Genomic DNA, 17,569 nt, shown 5'->3' with positions numbered 1-17,569 from the left:
TAAAGTATGAAAACAATTATTGCAGAAAAACCAAGCGTAGCAAGAGAGATAGCCGGACTTGTGGGAGCATCCGATAAAAAGGACGGCTACCTGACAGGTAACGGCTATTTTGTTACGTGGGCATTCGGTCATTTAATAGGATTGGGAATGCCCGAAGATTATGGGATTTCGGGATTTGACAAAACAGCTTTGCCGATACTTCCCAACCCTTTTTTGCTGACCGTCCGGAAAGTAAAAAAAGACAAAGGTTATACAACCGATACAGGAGCATTAAAGCAACTGAAAGTAATCGAAGAGCTTTTCAACCGTAGTGATAGCATTATTGTTGCTACCGATGCAGGTCGAGAGGGCGAACTCATCTTTCGGTACATTTATGAATACCTCAAATGCAACAAACCTTTCCAAAGATTATGGATAAGCTCGCTTACCGAAAAAGCCATAAAACAGGGCTTTGATAATCTTAAAGACGGAGCAGCATTTGACGGATTGTATCGGGCGGCACAAGGCAGAAGCCGTGCCGATTGGCTCGTGGGCATCAATGCTACACAGGCGTTGAGCATTGTCGCAGGCAACGGCATCTATTCGCTCGGCAGGGTGCAGACACCTACACTCGCTTTGATATGCAGGCGTTATCTGGAAAACAAGAATTTCTCGGTGCAGCAATATTGGCAGATACAGTTATCGCACAACAAAGAGTTGATAGATTTTAAAAGCATTTCCAAAACCAAATGGGAAGACCAAAAACTTGCCGATGATACGCTGAAAGCCATTCAGCGAAGCGATACGGCAACAGTTACATCGGTTGAAACCAAAAGCGTTACAGAGCAACCGCCCTTATTGTTCGACCTTACAGGATTGCAAAAAGAAGCGAACAAAAAACTCAACCTTTCTGCCGAAGAAACCCTCAATATTGCCCAAAGCCTTTACGAAAAGAAGTTTATCACTTACCCACGTACAGGAAGCAAATATATTCCTGAAGATGTGTGGGCAGAAATTCCAAACCTCGTGAGGGCTTTGCAGGATAGGGAAACCTGCAAACAAGCCGTAACCAAAATGAAATGGGGGCGTTTCAATAAACGTATAGTGAACGATTTGCGTGTTACCGACCATCATGGATTATTGATTACGGATAAAATCCCGTCAGCCCTGAACGCAAAGGAAAATGCCGTTTATGATATGATTGCCTTTCGATTGCTCGAAGCCCTTTCCGGGGCCTGTATCAAAGAGATAACCGATGTCGGTTTACAGGTGTTGCATTACGATTTTACAGTAAAAGGCTGTAAGATTATTGAAGTGGGATGGCGCTCCATAAAAGGCAATTTTTCCGATGATAACGCCGAACCTGTACAGGATTTACCCGAACTGAAAAAAGGCGATGAACTCAAAATAAAGGAAGCTACCGTTTTAGATAAGAAAACCAAACCTCCTGTACTTTATACCGAAGCAGGGCTATTGTCCGCAATGGAAACTGCCGGAAAGGAAATCGAAAATGAAGACGAACGCAAGGCTTTACAACATATCGGTATCGGCACTCCGGCTACAAGGGCAGCAATAATCGAAACACTGTTTACCCGCAATTATATCCAAAGGGAAAAGAAATCTTTGATACCAACAGAAAAGGGATTGCAGGTATATGAATTGGTCAAAGACCGGAAAATTGCAGATGTGGCAATGACTGCCGAATGGGAACTCACTTTGCAGAAAATCGAAAACAACGAAGTTGATGCAGGGGTATTTCAAAAGGAAATGGAAAATTATGCTTCATCTATTACCAATGAATTGTTGCAAGCTTCCATTGCCAATAACAACCTATCTAAATTGGTTTGTCCGAAATGCAAAAGCCATCAACTCATTATTCGGGATAAGATTGTCAAGTGTCCTGATGAAGTTTGTAGCTGGGTACAGTTCCGTAATGTGTGCGGTGTACAAATCGGCATAGCCGATATTGAAAGCCTTGTCAGTAAAAGGAAAACTTCACTCATCAAAGGAATGAAAAGCAAAGCCGGAAAGAAATTCGATGCTTATATCGTGTTGAATGAAGATTACAAAACCTCTTTTGAATTTGAAAAAAACAAAAGCTACAAAAAGTAATGGAAAATAAACCTCTTATCTCTCCCGAAGAAATCAAAAACCTGATTTATACAATACGTGACAAGCAAGTGATGCTGGATAGCGACCTCGCTTCCTTATACCAGGTGGAAACAAAGAACCTCAACAAAGCAGTAAAAAGAAATATAGAAAGGTTTCCTGCTTCTTTTTGTTTTCAACTGACCGAAGAGGAAGTTGAAAACTTGAGGTTCCAATTTGGAACCTCAAGTTTGGGCTACGGCGGAAGACGTTATTTAGCCTATGTTTTTACAGAACAAGGGGTGGCAATGGCTTCTGCTGTACTACGCTCTGAAATTGCCGTCAAGGTCAGTGTTGAGATTATGGAAGCATTTGTAGAGATGCGTAGAATGCTTATCAGCAATGCTTCTTTGTTCCATCGTTTGGATAAAATTGAGCTAAAGCAATTAGAAGCAGACCAAAAATTTGAAGAGATTTTCAAGGCTTTGGAAAGCGACAAGCTCCACAGCGACAAAGGTATCTTCTACAATGGGCAGGTTTTTGATGCCTATACCTTTGTTTCCGATATTATCCGAAGTGCCGAAAGCTCCATTATCCTGCTTGATAATTATGTGGACGATACGGTGCTAATCTTATTGGGAAAACGGAATGCTAATGTAATTGCAACTATCTATACCAAAAATATCAGCAATCAGTTACGGCTGGATATACAACGGTACAACAGCCAATATCCTCCCATAGAAATTGAGATTCTTTCTGATGCTCATGACCGCTTTTTGATTATTGACGATACAGAACTCTACCATATCGGGGCTTCCCTCAAAGACCTGGGCAAGAAATGGTTTGCCTTTTCACGAATGGATATTGAAGTTGGTAGGATGTTACTAATTTTGAATAAACAATAAACCCTCTGAAAATTTTAGAGGGTTTATTTATGGAATGTCAAAGACGGTGTATCGCCACTCGATTTTTTATTTAAACCACGGCAATTTCTCCTTTTGAAACTTTCCAAAAGTTGACAAATAACTGTTCGCCCACTCTATTCCAAGATTTATTTCGTCTTCAAGTGTTTCATTCGTGTATTCAAATTTTTTAATGTTTTGTAGCCTGTGGTAAAGGTCTTCAAACATCCAAGTTGAACCTTCTCCTTGTCTTTGCAAAACAATGGATGTTAACTCTGCAAATTTCGTGATGTGTGGAAATTCATATAAATGACCCGTGGGTTCGCTATTTTCAATAATTACGAACCTTGATGATAGTCCAAATCTCAAAACTTTCTGTATTACACTTTCTCCAATAATGTCTGGTTGCTCTTTAATTATATAGGTATAGAAGCCCAGATTATCAAGATGAATTTGAATACGTTTCAATAAGTCAAGTCCTTCACCAGTATCTTTCCCAAGTATTAAAACACTATCAGAATTTTCAAGCATTGAATTGGCACGCTCAAAAACGCTATCAAATGCTATATTTATGTTTTCTGATAAGGTTTTGTTGTCAATATTTGAAGGTTCAGTTAATGTCCACCTAACAAAAATGTGCACTTCATCTTCATCATCAAGTTCCTCGTCAGAGAATGGAATACCTTCAAGTTGAAGTCGTTTTATAGCTTTCATCATTGCTGTTGCAAAAACAGATGCGTGGTATTTATGAAACCAATACTTTGTATAAATATGCTCCTCGATTCTGATAAGTAATTTATCATTAATGCGTGTTATTGTGCATTGCGGAAAGTTATCCTCAAATATATTATAAGAAACATTTTCGTCAAGTTTCGTTAAGTCAAATTTGCTCAATTCTGAAAAACTTATATCCTCCAAGTCATCAAAATCTTCTTCGTTTGTTATGCCGCCGTCTATCATATAGTGATTATTTCGGTACTTTTTTATTTCAGTTTTGCCTTTAATAAACTGGTTAATAAAATTTCTCTTTTGTTTATAAAATCAATAAAATTTGTAAATCCTATGTCAGTATTCTCAGGAATTAGTAATGTATTTCGAATGTCTTTATTAAATTCTTCTTCTTTTTCGATCCAAGCTTTCAGCTCACTTTTTGTCTTTGATTTATTCTGTTCTTCAGAGAGAAGTGCTAAATTCAAAACAGAGTTATGGTAGTTGTTGTAAAAATCTATGTCTCCTTGATTCAGTAAATGACCGTAATTTTCAGCTCTAAATTGGCTTTTGGCATGAAGATGGTCAATATTTGGGTTTTTAAATTCAAAATTGAATTTTGGAAATAGCAATGAAAGAATATAAAAGCTATCTAAACTGTCGTAAGAAGTTCTTAGAATGCTGCTAATTTTTTCATCATCAATATTAAAACTACGATTTGTTCCTTTAAACGCATCTTTAATCTCTGATAGGGGGAAATTACCATTGATGTTTTCAGATATAACTTTTCTAAGTTTGATTTGGAAACCGTCTGAACTACCACCAAATAATTTGTTTAATAGCGAACTGTGAAGAAATGTTTTTATTTGTTCTCTATTTTCTTTATGTCTATTCTCCTTGTTTATCTCTGTATATTGATTTGTTTTAAATAGGTAGTAAATAACTGGTATCGCAGAGTTTTTTGCTCGTAAGGAATGGTTATTAAAAGAGAACGATTTAATTAATTCAAATGTAGCTTTTATTGATAATGTTATTTTACTCCAATCCGTTTTGATATTTACTATCGTTTCTGCTCCAAAATTTTTAAGAGCGAATCGAATATCTTGTGAAACCAAAACAAGACAAGTTTTTAATATAAAGTCTTGGTCTATTTCAAAGCCAAATTCTCTGACTTCCCTTATAACATCATCTAATTCTTCTCTTGCTCCTTTAGTTGATAGTCCTATTTCCCAAGAAGCCGTTATAATAGACATCAATAAATCTGCAAAAGAGAGTTTTGTCCCACCTGAATTTGTTCTAATGAATTCAAACAAGATTTTATCGAAATCTTGCTCTTGCTCTAAATAGTAGTTAATCAGAGTTTTCTCGTTTACTAATTTAAAAAGTCTTAATAACGTTTCCCCAGGAAAACCTGACAAGTCTAACTTCTCTTGTGTAAGGAATGAAACAATACTATGCTCATTTTTAAATTCTAAAATTTTTCCGATTTCAAACCAATAACAATCAACAGTCTCTTGGTTTCCAAATTCATCAGTTACTTGTTTTGATGTTTGTTCGTTTTCTTTTTTATGTTCATTGTGTATTAAAAATTGAAAATCGTATTTTTTCTTTTGTTCATCTGTTTCAATTGGGCTTAATAAATCCAAGTAGAGCTTTCTTGTTGGGTAACTACTTTCATCATTATAGTATATTTTCTTCCTGTAAACATATTGTTTGTATGCGTAACTTCCTTTTAAACCAATATAAAGACTGTTAAGCCTTTGCTGACCGTCAATTACAGAGTCAAAGTCTTTATAACCTTTCGTTTTTCTCTCTTCATTATTACCTCCTTTGTAACCAATATATTTCTTTAGAAAGTCATAGAAACGAAACTGGTTTTTAATTTCAGCGCTATTTACTCTCCAAAACATAAATGTGTTAATCGGATAGTCTTGCATAATAGAGTCAAATAATAATTCTATTTGTTCTGTATTCCACACAAATCGTCGTTGAATAGACGGTAATAAAAAATCACCTGCATCTATTTTGTCTATTGCAGCTTTTATTGTGATTGCCTTCTCCAGTTCGTTAGCCATTTATAATTGCATATAAATATTCAAAAATACAAAATCTTTCTCCTTAATCTACACCTATACGCCAAATCCCGCCTCTTAAAGCCAAACCCTGCCACTTCTGCAAAGGGGCTTCTCTACTGCCATAATTTTAGGGTTCAAGTAAAATTCTAAACAAAATTATAGTATGAATACACAACAAAAAGACCTGTCGTATTTCAGGTTACGACTGCAAGAATTATTAAACACCAGCTTCCCCGAAAAGGCAAACGACCAAAAATTTATTGAGCAACGTTCTTCGTGGGCTGCCAATGCCTACGAGGGTGCTTTTCGTTCGGGAAATGCAGTTGAGCAATGCAACGAAATAGCCAATTACATTCTTTTTGAGGACTTGCATTTTTCCAAATTCGATACGGTTTTCCAAGTCGTATGCAATGAGTTTGATACCATAATGGCAGACGAGGAATTGCGACCGTTCGCCCTGAAAATGTCCCCTGTTTGTGAGCCTGTTTTCTCCCGCTATGAACTAACCGATGATTTCGCATACGGTTATGAGTTTGACCTGCTCTATACCGAAATAACGGGAACCATCGCAATATGGATAGCCGAAAATGGGCTTCAGTAAAAAGCAACATCTCCAACAGAACATTGATAGTCTGCGAATTGCTTTTAAACTGGAAAAGGAGAAACGACAAGCCACCGTAGGCGAAAGACTGCTAATGATGCAATACAGCGGATTTGGCGGTCTTAAATTCGTGCTGAACCCCATAGCGAACGATATAGACATCAATCATTGGAGAAAAACAGAACACGACCTTTTCCCGATTACGCGGGAACTCCACCAACTACTCAAAGAAAATTCCGAAGGCGATAAGCAATACCGCAAGTATGTGGATAGTATGAAAAGCTCCGTACTGACGGCTTTTTATACACCGCCACAGGTAATAGATGCGGTTTCCGCAGCCTTGCGTGATAGCGGTCTGAACATTGATAAATTCCTCGAACCCTCCGCAGGTATCGGCTCATTCATACAATCTTTTTCAGAAAATCAGAAAGCCAGTGTTACCGCTTACGAAAAGGATTTGCTGACAGGCAAGATTTTAAAACAACTTTATCCCGAAAGCAATATCCGTGTAAGCGGTTTTGAAGAAATACCCGAAAAGGAACAAAACAGCTATGATGTAATAGCCAGTAATATTCCATTTGGCGATACTTCCGTTTTCGACCTTTCCTATTCCCGAAGCAAGGACAGTGCAAAAGTACAGGCTGCCCGAAGCATACATAATTACTTCTTTCTGAAAGGTACTGATATGCTCCGTGAGGGCGGTGTATTGGTTTATATCACTTCGCAAGGTATCCTCAACAGTCCGAAGAACGAACCAATACGCAGGGCGTTGATGCAGGATAATAATTTGGTATCAGCTATTCGCTTACCAAATAACCTTTTTACGGAATATGCCGGAACAGAAGTTGGCAGTGATTTGATTATCCTGCAAAAGAATAAGGCAAAACAAGGTCTGAGCGAAGCGGAAGATCTGTTTTGCCAAAGCAGGCAAACAGCATACAATACACCAGGCAATGCTTTCTTTCAGGACAGCACAAGGATTGTGCATACCGACAGCAAATTAGATACCGACCCTTACGGACAACCTGCTTTAATTTACACACACAAAGACGGTGTTGCCGGAATTGCCAAAGACCTCAAAAAAATGCTTTCCGATGATTTTGGAAGGCACTTGAATTTGGGTTTATACAGAGGCGAACGGAACGATGAACCCATTGTACAAATTCCCACAATATCAACGGTTACGCCTCCGGTTGTTGAGCCTGTAATTATTCAACCCGAAACACAACATTTTACAACACCTGCTATAAGACAGGAAAGCCCACAGGAATTAAAACAGTTAACCATCTTCGACCTGTTTGAAAATACAGACGAACCCGTAGCAGTGCTTGCTCCTCCCAAAAGGGCTACAACATCGAAAAGACAAGGCGCTAATAAAAGCAGCCGTTCGATAGGTCGCCAGACAGACCTGTTCAGTAGTGCGATGCAGCAACCCTACACGCCTCCTGTTACCAATAGGGCAGTCAATGGAAATGTATCATCCAATAGCAAAAAACAGGAAGCTATCGGCGACTTGTTTTCGGGCATTAACGGGAATGGCCAAGCGGATAAGCCAGCCGTTCCCGACACCATTCCTGAACCTGCTCCGTATAGTGGCGAACTGCAATCGTTCCACCGCAACGATTGCCTTGTCGTGGATAACGATTGGGTTGGTCATCTGCAAGATGTAGATACTTCAGACGGTACGGCAGTTTTCCATCCATTGCAATTGCCATCCTTGCAGAAAGCAAGAGCCGAAGCCTACATTGCTGTACGGGATGTTTACCAAGAGCTTTACAATAAAGAGGCAAAGTTTCAGACCGAATACAAAGAAGAACGGGAAAATCTAAACCGCTTATACGATGCCTTTGTCAAAAGGTACGGTAATCTCAATAGTGCCGATAATATCAAACTGATTAAGACAGATAGTGCAGGTAAGGAAATCCCTTATTTGGAGCGTGTTGTTGGCGGTGTGATACACAAAGCGGATGTATTCAGCCGTCCTGTAAGTTTCTCCACCGTAACCATAGCAACGGACAATCCCGAAGAAGCGTTAGCGGCATCGCTGAACAAATACGGAAACGTGGATTTGGACTATATGTCCGAAATCAGCCATATGCCTGACGAGGCTTTGAAAGAAGCCTTACACGGTCGTATTTTTTACAATCCCTTGCAAAAGGAATACGAAATAGCCGAACGCTGGATTGCAGGGAACGTAGTAGAAAAAGCCCAAGAGGTACAAACCTACCTCGAAAGCAATCCCGATGATGCGGAAGCCAAAGCAAGTCTTAGCGTATTAGAAGAAGCCCGACCAAGACGAATTGAGTTTGAGGAACTCGATTTTAATTTGGGCGAACGCTGGATACCCACAGGCATTTATGCCCGCTTTGCCTCGCATTTGTTCGATACGGATGTACGCATCCATTATTCAGAAAGCGGGGATGATTTTTCCGTAAGCTGTGGACAGAAGAATTTGCATATATGGGAAAAATATGCCGTCAAAGCCGAAAGCCGGACGTTTGACGGGATTGCTCTTCTCAAACACGCATTGGTAAATACCACGCCTGATATTACCAAGAAAATCACTATTGATGATAAAGAGGTCAAAGTACGGGATATGGAAGCCATACAAATGGCGAACACCAAGATTGACGAAATCCGTACCGAATTTACCAATTGGCTTCACGCCCAAAACGATGAGTTTAAAAACAGGCTGACCGACCAATATAACGATACATTTAACTGCTTCGTTAGACCGAACTATGAAGGAACGCATCAGGACTTTCCGGGATTAGACCGTAAGGCATTGGGCATTGAAGATTTGTATTCCAGCCAAAAGGACACCGTTTGGATGATAAAGCTGAACAACGGTGCTATCTGCGACCACGAAGTAGGTGCGGGAAAAACCCTTGTGATGTGTACCGCAGCACAGGAAATGAAGCGTTTGGGACTGGCACACAAACCGATGGTTATCGGGCTGAAAAGCAATGTTCACGAAATTGCCGAAGCCTACCGCACTGCCTATCCACACGCAAAAATCCTGTTTCCTGGCAAAGAAGATTTTACGCCCCAAAAACGCCTGCGAATTTTCGGCGATATTAAAAACAACGATTGGGATTGTGTGATACTGACACACGACCAATTCGGAATGATACCGCAATCGCCCGAAATTCAAAAAAAAATACTCGAAACAGAATTGGACAGTGTGGAGCGTAACCTCGATGCCCTGCAATCGCAAGGCAAGGAAGTTACCAGAGGGATGCTTGCCGGAGTAATCAAGCGTAAAGAAAACCTCGAAGTCAAGCTCAAAACCCTCGGGCACGATATTGAGAACCGCAAAGATGATGTGGTGGATTTTAAGATGATGGGCATTGACCATTTGTTTGTAGATGAAAGCCACCAATTCAAAAACCTGATGTTCAACACAAGGCATACACGGGTTGCCGGATTGGGCAATGTGGACGGAAGCCAAAAAGCGATGAACCTACTCTTTGCTATCCGTACCATTCAGGAACGTACCAATGCGGATATGGGGGCAACTTTTCTTTCGGGAACGACCATCAGCAACTCATTAACGGAACTGTACCTGCTGTTCAAATACCTGCGACCAAGAGCAATGGAAAAACAAGGCATCCATTCTTTTGATGCGTGGGCAGCCATCTATGCGAGGAAAACGACCGATTATGAGTTTTCAGTCGCTAACAATATTGTGGCAAAAGAACGCTTCCGATACTTCATCAAAGTGCCGGAGCTTGCCCAATTCTATTCTGAAATCACGGATTACCGAACGGCAAAAGATATAGGCATTGACCGCCCTGAAAAGAACGAGATATTGTATAATATACCGCCAACTCCCGACCAAGCTGAATTTATCCAAAAGCTGATGGAGTTTGCAAAGTCAGGCAGAGGCGAATTACTCGGAAGACCGCCACTAAGTCCAAGTGAAGAAAAAGCAAAGATGCTCATCGCTACGGATTATGCCCGTAAGATGTCGCTCGATATACGTATGGTAAGCGCTAGGTACGAAGACCATCCCGATAATAAGGCTTCGCATTGTGCGGCAAACATTGCCAAATATTATAACCAATACAATGCACAGAAAGGAACGCAGTTTGTTTTCTCCGATCTGGGAACCTACAAGCCGGGCGAATGGAATGTGTACGCTGAAATTAAACGCAAGCTCGTGGAAGACCACGGTATCCCTGCAAACGAAGTCCGTTTTATACAGGAAGCAAAAAATGACAAGCAACGCAAGGAGCTTATCAACGGGATGAACGAGGGTAAAATCCGTGTGCTGTTCGGTTCTACAAGTATGTTGGGAACAGGCGTAAACGCACAGAAAAGAGCTGTTGCCGTTCATCATCTGGATACGCCGTGGCGACCAAGCGACCTTGCCCAACGTGACGGTAGGGCTGTCCGAAAAGGCAATGAGATTGCCAAGTTCTTTGCCGATAACAAAGTAGATGTGATTATTTATGCCGTAGAAAAATCATTGGATAGCTACAAGTTCAACCTATTGTACAACAAACAACTTTTTATAGACCAATTAAAAACCAACAATCTCGGTAAACGAACCATTGACGAGGGCAGTATGGACGAAAAATCGGGAATGAACTTTTCGGAATATGTAGCTATCCTGTCGGGAAATACCGACCTGTTGGATAAAGCTAAATTAGAAAAACAGATTGCAGGATTGGAAAGTGAAAAACAGACGTTTAACCGTTCTAAATTCAGTGCCAAATACAAGCTGCAAGACTTTACGGAACTGCTGGACAGTGCACAATCACGCTTAAACAGAATGAGCCTTGATTGGAATAACCTGCAAGAACGCATACAAAAGCGTTCGGATGGCACTATCGCAAATCCTGTACAGTTGGACGGTTTACCGCCCAACGCTGATATAAAACAAATTGGCGCAAAGGTTAACCAGCTTGCGGACAAAGCCCGCACCGGAGGTCAGTATGAAGAAATCGGTACGTTGTACGGATTTACGCTGTTGGTAAAAACCGAAATGTCCGAAAAAGAGGGTGTAGATATTAAGGTAAACCGTTTTTTGGTGCAGGGAGAGGGCAATATCAAATATACCTACAACAATGGCATAATGGCGAAAGAACCTGAAACCGCATCAATGAATTTTTTGAGGGCATTGGAAAAATTGCCCGGCTATATCAAGCAGGAGCAAAAGAAAATTGCGCAAATTCAAAAAGATTTACCTGTTCTTCAGGAAGTGATAAATGGTGCGTGGTCTAAAGAAAACCGATTGAGCGAACTCAAAACGGAACTGGCTTCCGTTGAGCGAAAAATACAGTTGTCTATTATGCCGGAAGCAAAAGAAGAACCTGCGGAACAAGTCGAAAAACAGAAAGAAATTCCCAATATTTCGGAGAGTATTGTACGGACTAAGGGTATTCATTTGCCACGAGGAGTTTTATAGTATAATAAATAAAAAAAGGGAGGTAATTAAAACTTGCTTCCTCTATTGCACCAAATGTTGTAAGTTCGGATCATTACTGATACGCTCCAATTCTTTTTCGATAATTTGTACAATGTCTTGTTTTATCTGACGGTAATTGCTTTCAACTTGCTGTTTCATTTTATCCTCGCCCTGTTCATCTACAAAAGAAAGGATTTGCGGTATCTTTTGATAGGCTTTCGTTTCGGATGCAACCTTTTCATTATCCACCACGATTTCAGCGTGAAATATCTTTTGCTCGATACGTTCATCAAAATTGTCAGAAACAGAACCGACAAACATACCCTGTGTTAAAGTTGAAATTTTGGAAGCCGGAATAAGGCTGTCCAACTGTGTGGATATGGAAGTAGATTTATCGTTGCGGTTGATGGTCATACTTTGACGTTTCTGCAATACTTTTCCAAAGCGTTCCGAAAGGCTCTTTGCCGTTTCGCCGACAACCTGACCACTGAAAATATTACCTACCGTATTTTGGATAACCTTTGCCTCCTTATCTCCGTAATCTCTTATTAATTGCGAAAAATCCTGAAAGCCCAAGCAAACTGCCACCTTATTACTTCTCGCAGTTGCGATAAGATTATCCAGTCCCCTAAAATAAATTGTGGGTAGCTCATCAATGATAACCGAACTCTTTAATTGCCCCTTTTTATTGATGAGCTTTACAATTCTCGAATTGTATAAGCCTAACGCCGCCGAATAAATATTTTGACGGTCGGGATTATTACCAACACATAATATCTTTGGCTCTTTAGGATTGTTGATGTCCAATGAAAAATCATCGCCTGTCATAACCCAATATAGCTGTGGGCTAATCATTCTTGATAATGGAATTTTTGCCGAAGCAATCTGTCCCTGTAATTGGTCTTGTGCTCCGCCTTGCCACGCATCCATAAAGGGCGATAAATAATTTTCCAAATCGGGATATGAAGTAAGGATAGTAAATACCTCCGAATACTTTTTATTCAGCAATTCGATAGCGTGTGGGAATGTACAATGCTTTCCGTTTTCATAAATTTTCAGATACCAGATTATGGCTGCCAACAGAATAATTGGGCTTTCCACGAAAAAATCGCCCTGTTTCTGTATCCAGCTACGGTTGAGGTTCAGCATTATGGTATAAGCAGCTTCGTAAGCATCTGAAATGTCCGTCATAAAGACGGGATTAAGCGGATTGCAACGGTGGCTCTTGCGTGGGTCGTCGAAATTTATCACATAGAATTTTGGCTGTACTTTATACTTATCCTGATGCTTCAGCAAATGATTGTAGGCAATGGTAGAAAGGTCGTCAAACTTGAAATCGTAGATGTACATACTGAAACCTTTCTCAATCTGCTGCTTGATGTAATTGTTTACGATGGCATACGATTTTCCTGAACCCGGAGTACCCAACACAATCGTTGCCCGAAATGGATTGACGATATTTATCCAACCGTCATTCCATTTGTTCTTATAATAAAACTTCGTGGGAAGATTGACAGAATACTCGTTTTCCATCAGCTTTGTTTCCTGCATAAAACTTTCGTTTTCGTTGTTGAAAACATCGTCCATCAAATTGGTACGGAGCAGGCGGCTCATCCAAACTCCAGCGACCATCAGAGCGATATAGCCTAAACCTGTGGTAAGGATATAAAGAAATGTAGCGGTGTTTAACGACAGCTTTAATAAAGGGGCATTCAGAAAGAACAGGATAAAGCCAATGCCCAAAGCCACATATATTTTAGACCAGGTTATTTTTTCGTCCTTAACTCCCTTAGTCCCCAAACAGCTTAGAGCCAGCAATACCAATGAAAAAACTTTGGTATATAAGTTGTGTTCAAATAAACCCGCCGTTCGGTTGAAGTTCCCTAAAATTTTGTTGATTATTTCTAATATCCAGCCACGTTCCATAAAGAAACCGTAGCAAAACCAATAAAGGTGCATCAGTACCAAAAGGATACTTACTGCCCGCATAAAAGCCATAATCTTGGCAAGCCCTCGTAACTCGTCTTCTCCCTGCATTATTTTAATTATTAATGTTCGGGCGTGAATTTAAAGGCTACAAGGAGTGACTATATTAATGTGGCAGTCAATGGCGGTGCGTGGCTGTGTTTGGCTGATTGGAATTGCAACTTAAAAGTGGAGACTTTTTATGCTGCTAATCTCTGTTTTGATCGGTAGAACATTTCCATTTCATTTGGCGTTCTATATCCAATTGCAGAATGTATCCTTTTGGCGTGGTAAAATCCTTCGATGTACCTGAACACCTCTAGCTTTGCAATCTCCCTGTTGGCAAATTTATGATGGTATATACATTCTGTTTTTAGTGTTTTGAAAAAGCTTTCAGCTACAGCGTTGTCCCAGCAGTTACCTTTACGGCTCATGCTCTGTTTTATACCGTTTTTATTTAGGATAAGCTTGAACTCATCACATGCATACTGAATCCCTCTATCGGAATGAAATATCAATCCCGTTTTTATCCCCCTGTTTTTTATAGCCATTGTCAATGCCCTAACAGTGGTATTACCTGCAGTCATGTCATTGCTAAATGACCATCCAACCACTTTCCGGTCAGCCAGATCAATAACAGTAGTAAGGTAAGTCCACCCGGAAGCAGTCTTTATATAGGTAATATCACCAACCCATTTTTGGGATAATGTACACGCTGAAAAATCTCTACCAAGGAGATTTTCAGCTACCCCGTACTTATGGTTGGAATCGGTGGTCACCTTATATTTCCTTCGTATCTTGCTTCTTAAATTCAATTTCTTCATTAAGCGCGCTACATATGACCGGGATACCTGCTTGTTCTTTTTCTTCAGTTCCTGGGTAATGCGGGGGCTTCCATATATCTGATGGCTGTTATCATATTCCTGTTTTATCAGAGTAGACAGTTCAGCTGTCCTTTTCTCCCTCATACTCTGTGGTTTGATAAGCCACTTATAAAATCCGCTACTGCTAACTTGGATCGTATTGCACATCTTTTCAACTGGAAAAGTATTTATATGTTCACGTATGAACTCATATTTTCTCAGTCTCCCTTGGAAAAGATGGCCACCGCCTTTTTTAAGATTGCGTTCTCTAATTCCGCATCCCGTAATCTCTTCTTTAGTTCCCTGATTTCTTGCTCTTCAGGACTCAATTTGTCGTTTTTAGGCAATACGGTACCACCATTATATCTGGGATCCATCCGCCATTTACTCAACCTACTGGCATCCATATCCAGTTCTTTTGCTGCTTCTAATACCGATCCTTTGCTATAAGAAAGTTCTACTGCCATTTTCTTAAAGGAATCGTCAAATACTCTTTTCATCTGTTAACAAATTTAAATCTATTTTTCAAATCTGTCTCCACTCAAAGGTAGCAACTCCAGATTGCTATTTCTGACCTCTTTGACGTTTTCTTTTCTTCTTCATTTTATTGGCAAAATCCTGTTCCTCATAATCTTCGCCCTGTGCTTCGGGAAGCAAACCGCCTAATGCTTCAATCAAACCGTCTTCGTGTTTTTCAAAAGTATTCAGGAAGTCGAACAAATGATGTGGTTCTTCCGCAGGAAGATCCGCATCATTTGATATGGATATTTTAGGTTGTTGTACAACTGTATCTTTAATCTCCGGTTTGATGTTATTGTTCCAATAATCATTAAAGGTATTGGCAGAAAGCTCTTTTGCTAATCGTGAACCGTTCCAGACCGTTTTGGAATTGTGGTCTATAAACGTCATTCCGTAAATACGACCTGTATCATTTCTACGCATCACTACGTTAATACCCTGTTCGCCTAACTGTTTTTTAAAAGCCTGCTCATTACTTGTTGATTGCAGGGCAATGGTAACGGCAGCTTTAATGGTTGGTTTTGTCGGGTGGTCTTTTAAAGCCTCTTTGCTTTTCGCAAAATGAAATTCCAAAGCCGGAAGCCCTGCGTTTTTACCAAACAAAGAAGCCTTGAACGGATGCCCGGCTCTTTCTCCCTTTTCATTTAAAGGAATGTATAATAAACCCTGCCGCATCTTTCCCTGCAATTCGCCCTCCACTTTTTCGGTGGTAATATTGAAAAGGGAAAGCAAGGCATTGTATTCTCCCAAAGTTTGGTATTGATAATAGTTAGGCAGGTGGCGGACTACCGAAGCGATTTGGCTTTTTACATCGCCAGCCCGATAATCTACCGGACGGAAAATTTTATCGTTCTGCTTATGCTCCTTATCTGTTGCGGGTATCAGTCCGTGTTGTTTTTCCAGTTCACGGCATATATTCATAGACCGCATTTTCTCGAATTTGTCTGAAATCTTTTTGCCCTGCTCGTCCACACAAACCGAAACAATATGAATATGGCTGCGGTCAATATCGGTATGTTTGAAGACCACAAAAGGCTGTTCGCCATAGCCCATTTCACGCATATACTGCTCTGCCATTTCCCTGAATTTATCATCGCTTACTTTGTCATTTGGGTCGGGATTGAGCGAAATATGCAACGTATGCTTTTCCGTATTGCGGTTGGCGATGAGGTAAGGAGCAAAAGATTGGGCTAATTGTGCAACCGAATAATGACCGTTAACAGTTTCAATCATCTTATTAGCAAACAAAATCTGTCCGTTTTCATTCTCTACTTTGAGCTGATTGTACGCCAATGCACCGTATAAATTTCCGCTTCTGCCAATTTTTGCTATCATTTTTCATTGTTTTTTTTATTTTCATTAATGGTAATGAAGCGTGCATAAGCTATTTTTTTATTTTTTGATGGATAGCTTATGCAGGTCTAACGCTGTTTTTTCAGATGTTTTGCTTCAAATTCCTCACTTATCTGAATGATTTTTTGACATAGCATCGCCATTTCAGCCGTCTGTTTTTCCAATTTGTAGAGAAATGCTGCGGCTTTTTTCTCGGAAAAATGCTTGTACAACAGTTTTACAATCTGATTATAATTCACGCCTACGGAACGAAACTGGCTGTGAAACGAAGTCAATCGCATATAAAAATCAACCGTCCCTTTATCAATCTTAACCGATTTCATTTCCTTACTGAACAACAGGGAAATGATAAACTTTGCTTTATTGGGCATTCCCGATGCTTCAAAAAGCGATAAAAGTTTGGCGTTTTCTTCGTCCGTAAGACGGAAAACGTGGCGGTGGATGCTCGGGTCGGTTTTTGGTGTCCGTCCGCCCTTATTCTGTTTTCTGTTACTGTTCTCGTTCATCACTAATCCATTTTTAATTTACACAAAACCCTGACTTCGGAAGGTGTTTTTCAGCCCCCGGCAGGGCAAGTTGTTTTGAGGCACTAACTCGGTTTCGAGTGCCTCAAAACACAACTTGCCGTGTTCTGGTGAACACAAAAATCCGCCCTTCGGGACGGATTAAATGTAGCAGGGATAAACGGCTTGATGCCGTTCTGCTTTTGTCCAGTTCCTCAAGATGCCTTTGCATAAATCTGTTAATAAAATTCTATATACAAAGTAAGACACTACTTATGAGAGCATCACAATCAGACACATAGCCAAACACTGCCTTTGGGTGCCAAAGACTACCACCCATCAATAACGAGCCGATTCAATCGCTTTATTTGCCGTATAGTTTTAATGCAGGTAATAAAAAATGTAATGAGGATAAAAAATAAATTGGGTTTTAGTACAGAAATTTTGGAATAAAAGCATAGGGTTTTAAAAACATAAAACTGTAAAAGCATAAAAGCGGTAAAGCAATTTACAAGTTGTAAGGTTTTCCAGTTACTAAAAATGATTACCCACCAAGCGGTAATAAAAGCAAATAACAATCAAGAAAATTTCCAAAAGGGG

The 17,569-nt window shown here is 40.1% G+C and carries 11 protein-coding genes; 4 read left to right on the top strand and 7 right to left on the bottom strand.

Features of this window, described 5'->3' with window-relative positions; all coding sequences use genetic code 11:
- The first annotated feature begins 6 nt into the window (after nt 1-6).
- Both ACWICE_RS07335 and ACWICE_RS07330 read left to right on the top strand, forming a co-directional pair.
- Nucleotides 7-2,091, top strand: coding sequence for a DNA topoisomerase 3 (locus tag ACWICE_RS07335; protein ID WP_454297969.1), 2,085 nt, complete (start codon nt 7-9; stop codon nt 2,089-2,091).
- Nucleotides 2,091-2,972: an ORF6N domain-containing protein gene (locus ACWICE_RS07330; protein ID WP_454297968.1), complete on the top strand. Its 882-nt coding sequence runs from the start codon at nt 2,091-2,093 to the stop codon at nt 2,970-2,972. The genes ACWICE_RS07335 and ACWICE_RS07330 overlap by 1 nt, the downstream gene beginning before the upstream one ends.
- Nucleotides 2,973-3,038: 66 nt before the next feature.
- Here the strand turns inward: ACWICE_RS07330 and ACWICE_RS07325 are convergent, their stop codons facing one another.
- Both ACWICE_RS07325 and ACWICE_RS07320 read right to left on the bottom strand, forming a co-directional pair.
- Nucleotides 3,039-3,929, bottom strand: coding sequence for a hypothetical protein (locus ACWICE_RS07325; RefSeq protein ID WP_273075156.1), 891 nt, complete (start codon nt 3,927-3,929; stop codon nt 3,039-3,041).
- 23 nt (nt 3,930-3,952) lie between these two features.
- Nucleotides 3,953-5,752: a DUF262 domain-containing protein gene (locus ACWICE_RS07320; protein WP_273075153.1), complete on the bottom strand. Its 1,800-nt coding sequence runs from the start codon at nt 5,750-5,752 to the stop codon at nt 3,953-3,955.
- 163 nt (nt 5,753-5,915) lie between these two features.
- Here ACWICE_RS07320 and ACWICE_RS07315 point away from each other — a divergent pair, with 163 nt between their 5' ends.
- Together ACWICE_RS07315 and ACWICE_RS07310 are read left to right on the top strand one after the other, a co-directional pair.
- Nucleotides 5,916-6,353, top strand: coding sequence for a DUF1896 domain-containing protein (locus ACWICE_RS07315; protein WP_454297967.1), 438 nt, complete (start codon nt 5,916-5,918; stop codon nt 6,351-6,353).
- Nucleotides 6,340-11,766, top strand: coding sequence for an N-6 DNA methylase (locus ACWICE_RS07310; RefSeq protein ID WP_454297966.1), 5,427 nt, complete (start codon nt 6,340-6,342; stop codon nt 11,764-11,766). Before ACWICE_RS07315 ends, ACWICE_RS07310 begins: the two co-directional genes overlap by 14 nt.
- A gap of 42 nt (nt 11,767-11,808) precedes the next feature.
- On the opposite strand, the gene mobC is transcribed toward ACWICE_RS07310, so the two are convergent.
- From mobC to mobA, 5 genes are all read right to left on the bottom strand, one after another.
- Nucleotides 11,809-13,803 (bottom strand): conjugal transfer protein MobC, encoded by a 1,995-nt coding sequence (gene mobC / locus ACWICE_RS07305; RefSeq protein WP_332452385.1) that lies wholly within the window; start codon nt 13,801-13,803, stop codon nt 11,809-11,811.
- 128 nt (nt 13,804-13,931) lie between these two features.
- Entirely contained in the window at nt 13,932-14,798 is an 867-nt protein-coding gene (locus tag ACWICE_RS07300) for an IS3 family transposase (protein ID WP_454298158.1), read from the bottom strand.
- Between the two features lie 14 nt (nt 14,799-14,812).
- Nucleotides 14,813-15,094, bottom strand: coding sequence for a transposase (locus ACWICE_RS07295; RefSeq protein ID WP_454297965.1), 282 nt, complete (start codon nt 15,092-15,094; stop codon nt 14,813-14,815).
- 64 nt (nt 15,095-15,158) lie between these two features.
- Nucleotides 15,159-16,448 carry a conjugal transfer protein MobB gene (gene mobB / locus ACWICE_RS07290; protein WP_332452386.1) on the bottom strand — a complete coding sequence of 430 codons (1,290 nt, stop codon included), beginning with the start codon at nt 16,446-16,448 and terminating at the stop codon, nt 15,159-15,161.
- Between the two features lie 86 nt (nt 16,449-16,534).
- Entirely contained in the window at nt 16,535-16,972 is a 438-nt protein-coding gene (mobA, locus tag ACWICE_RS07285; protein ID WP_332452387.1) for a conjugal transfer protein MobA, read from the bottom strand.
- Between the last annotated feature and the right edge of the window lie 597 nt (nt 16,973-17,569).

Source organism: Sphingobacterium sp. NPDC055346 (assembly GCF_053645235.1).
Note: the sequence above shows the minus strand (reverse complement) of the source record. Positions and strands in the feature narration are given on the sequence as shown.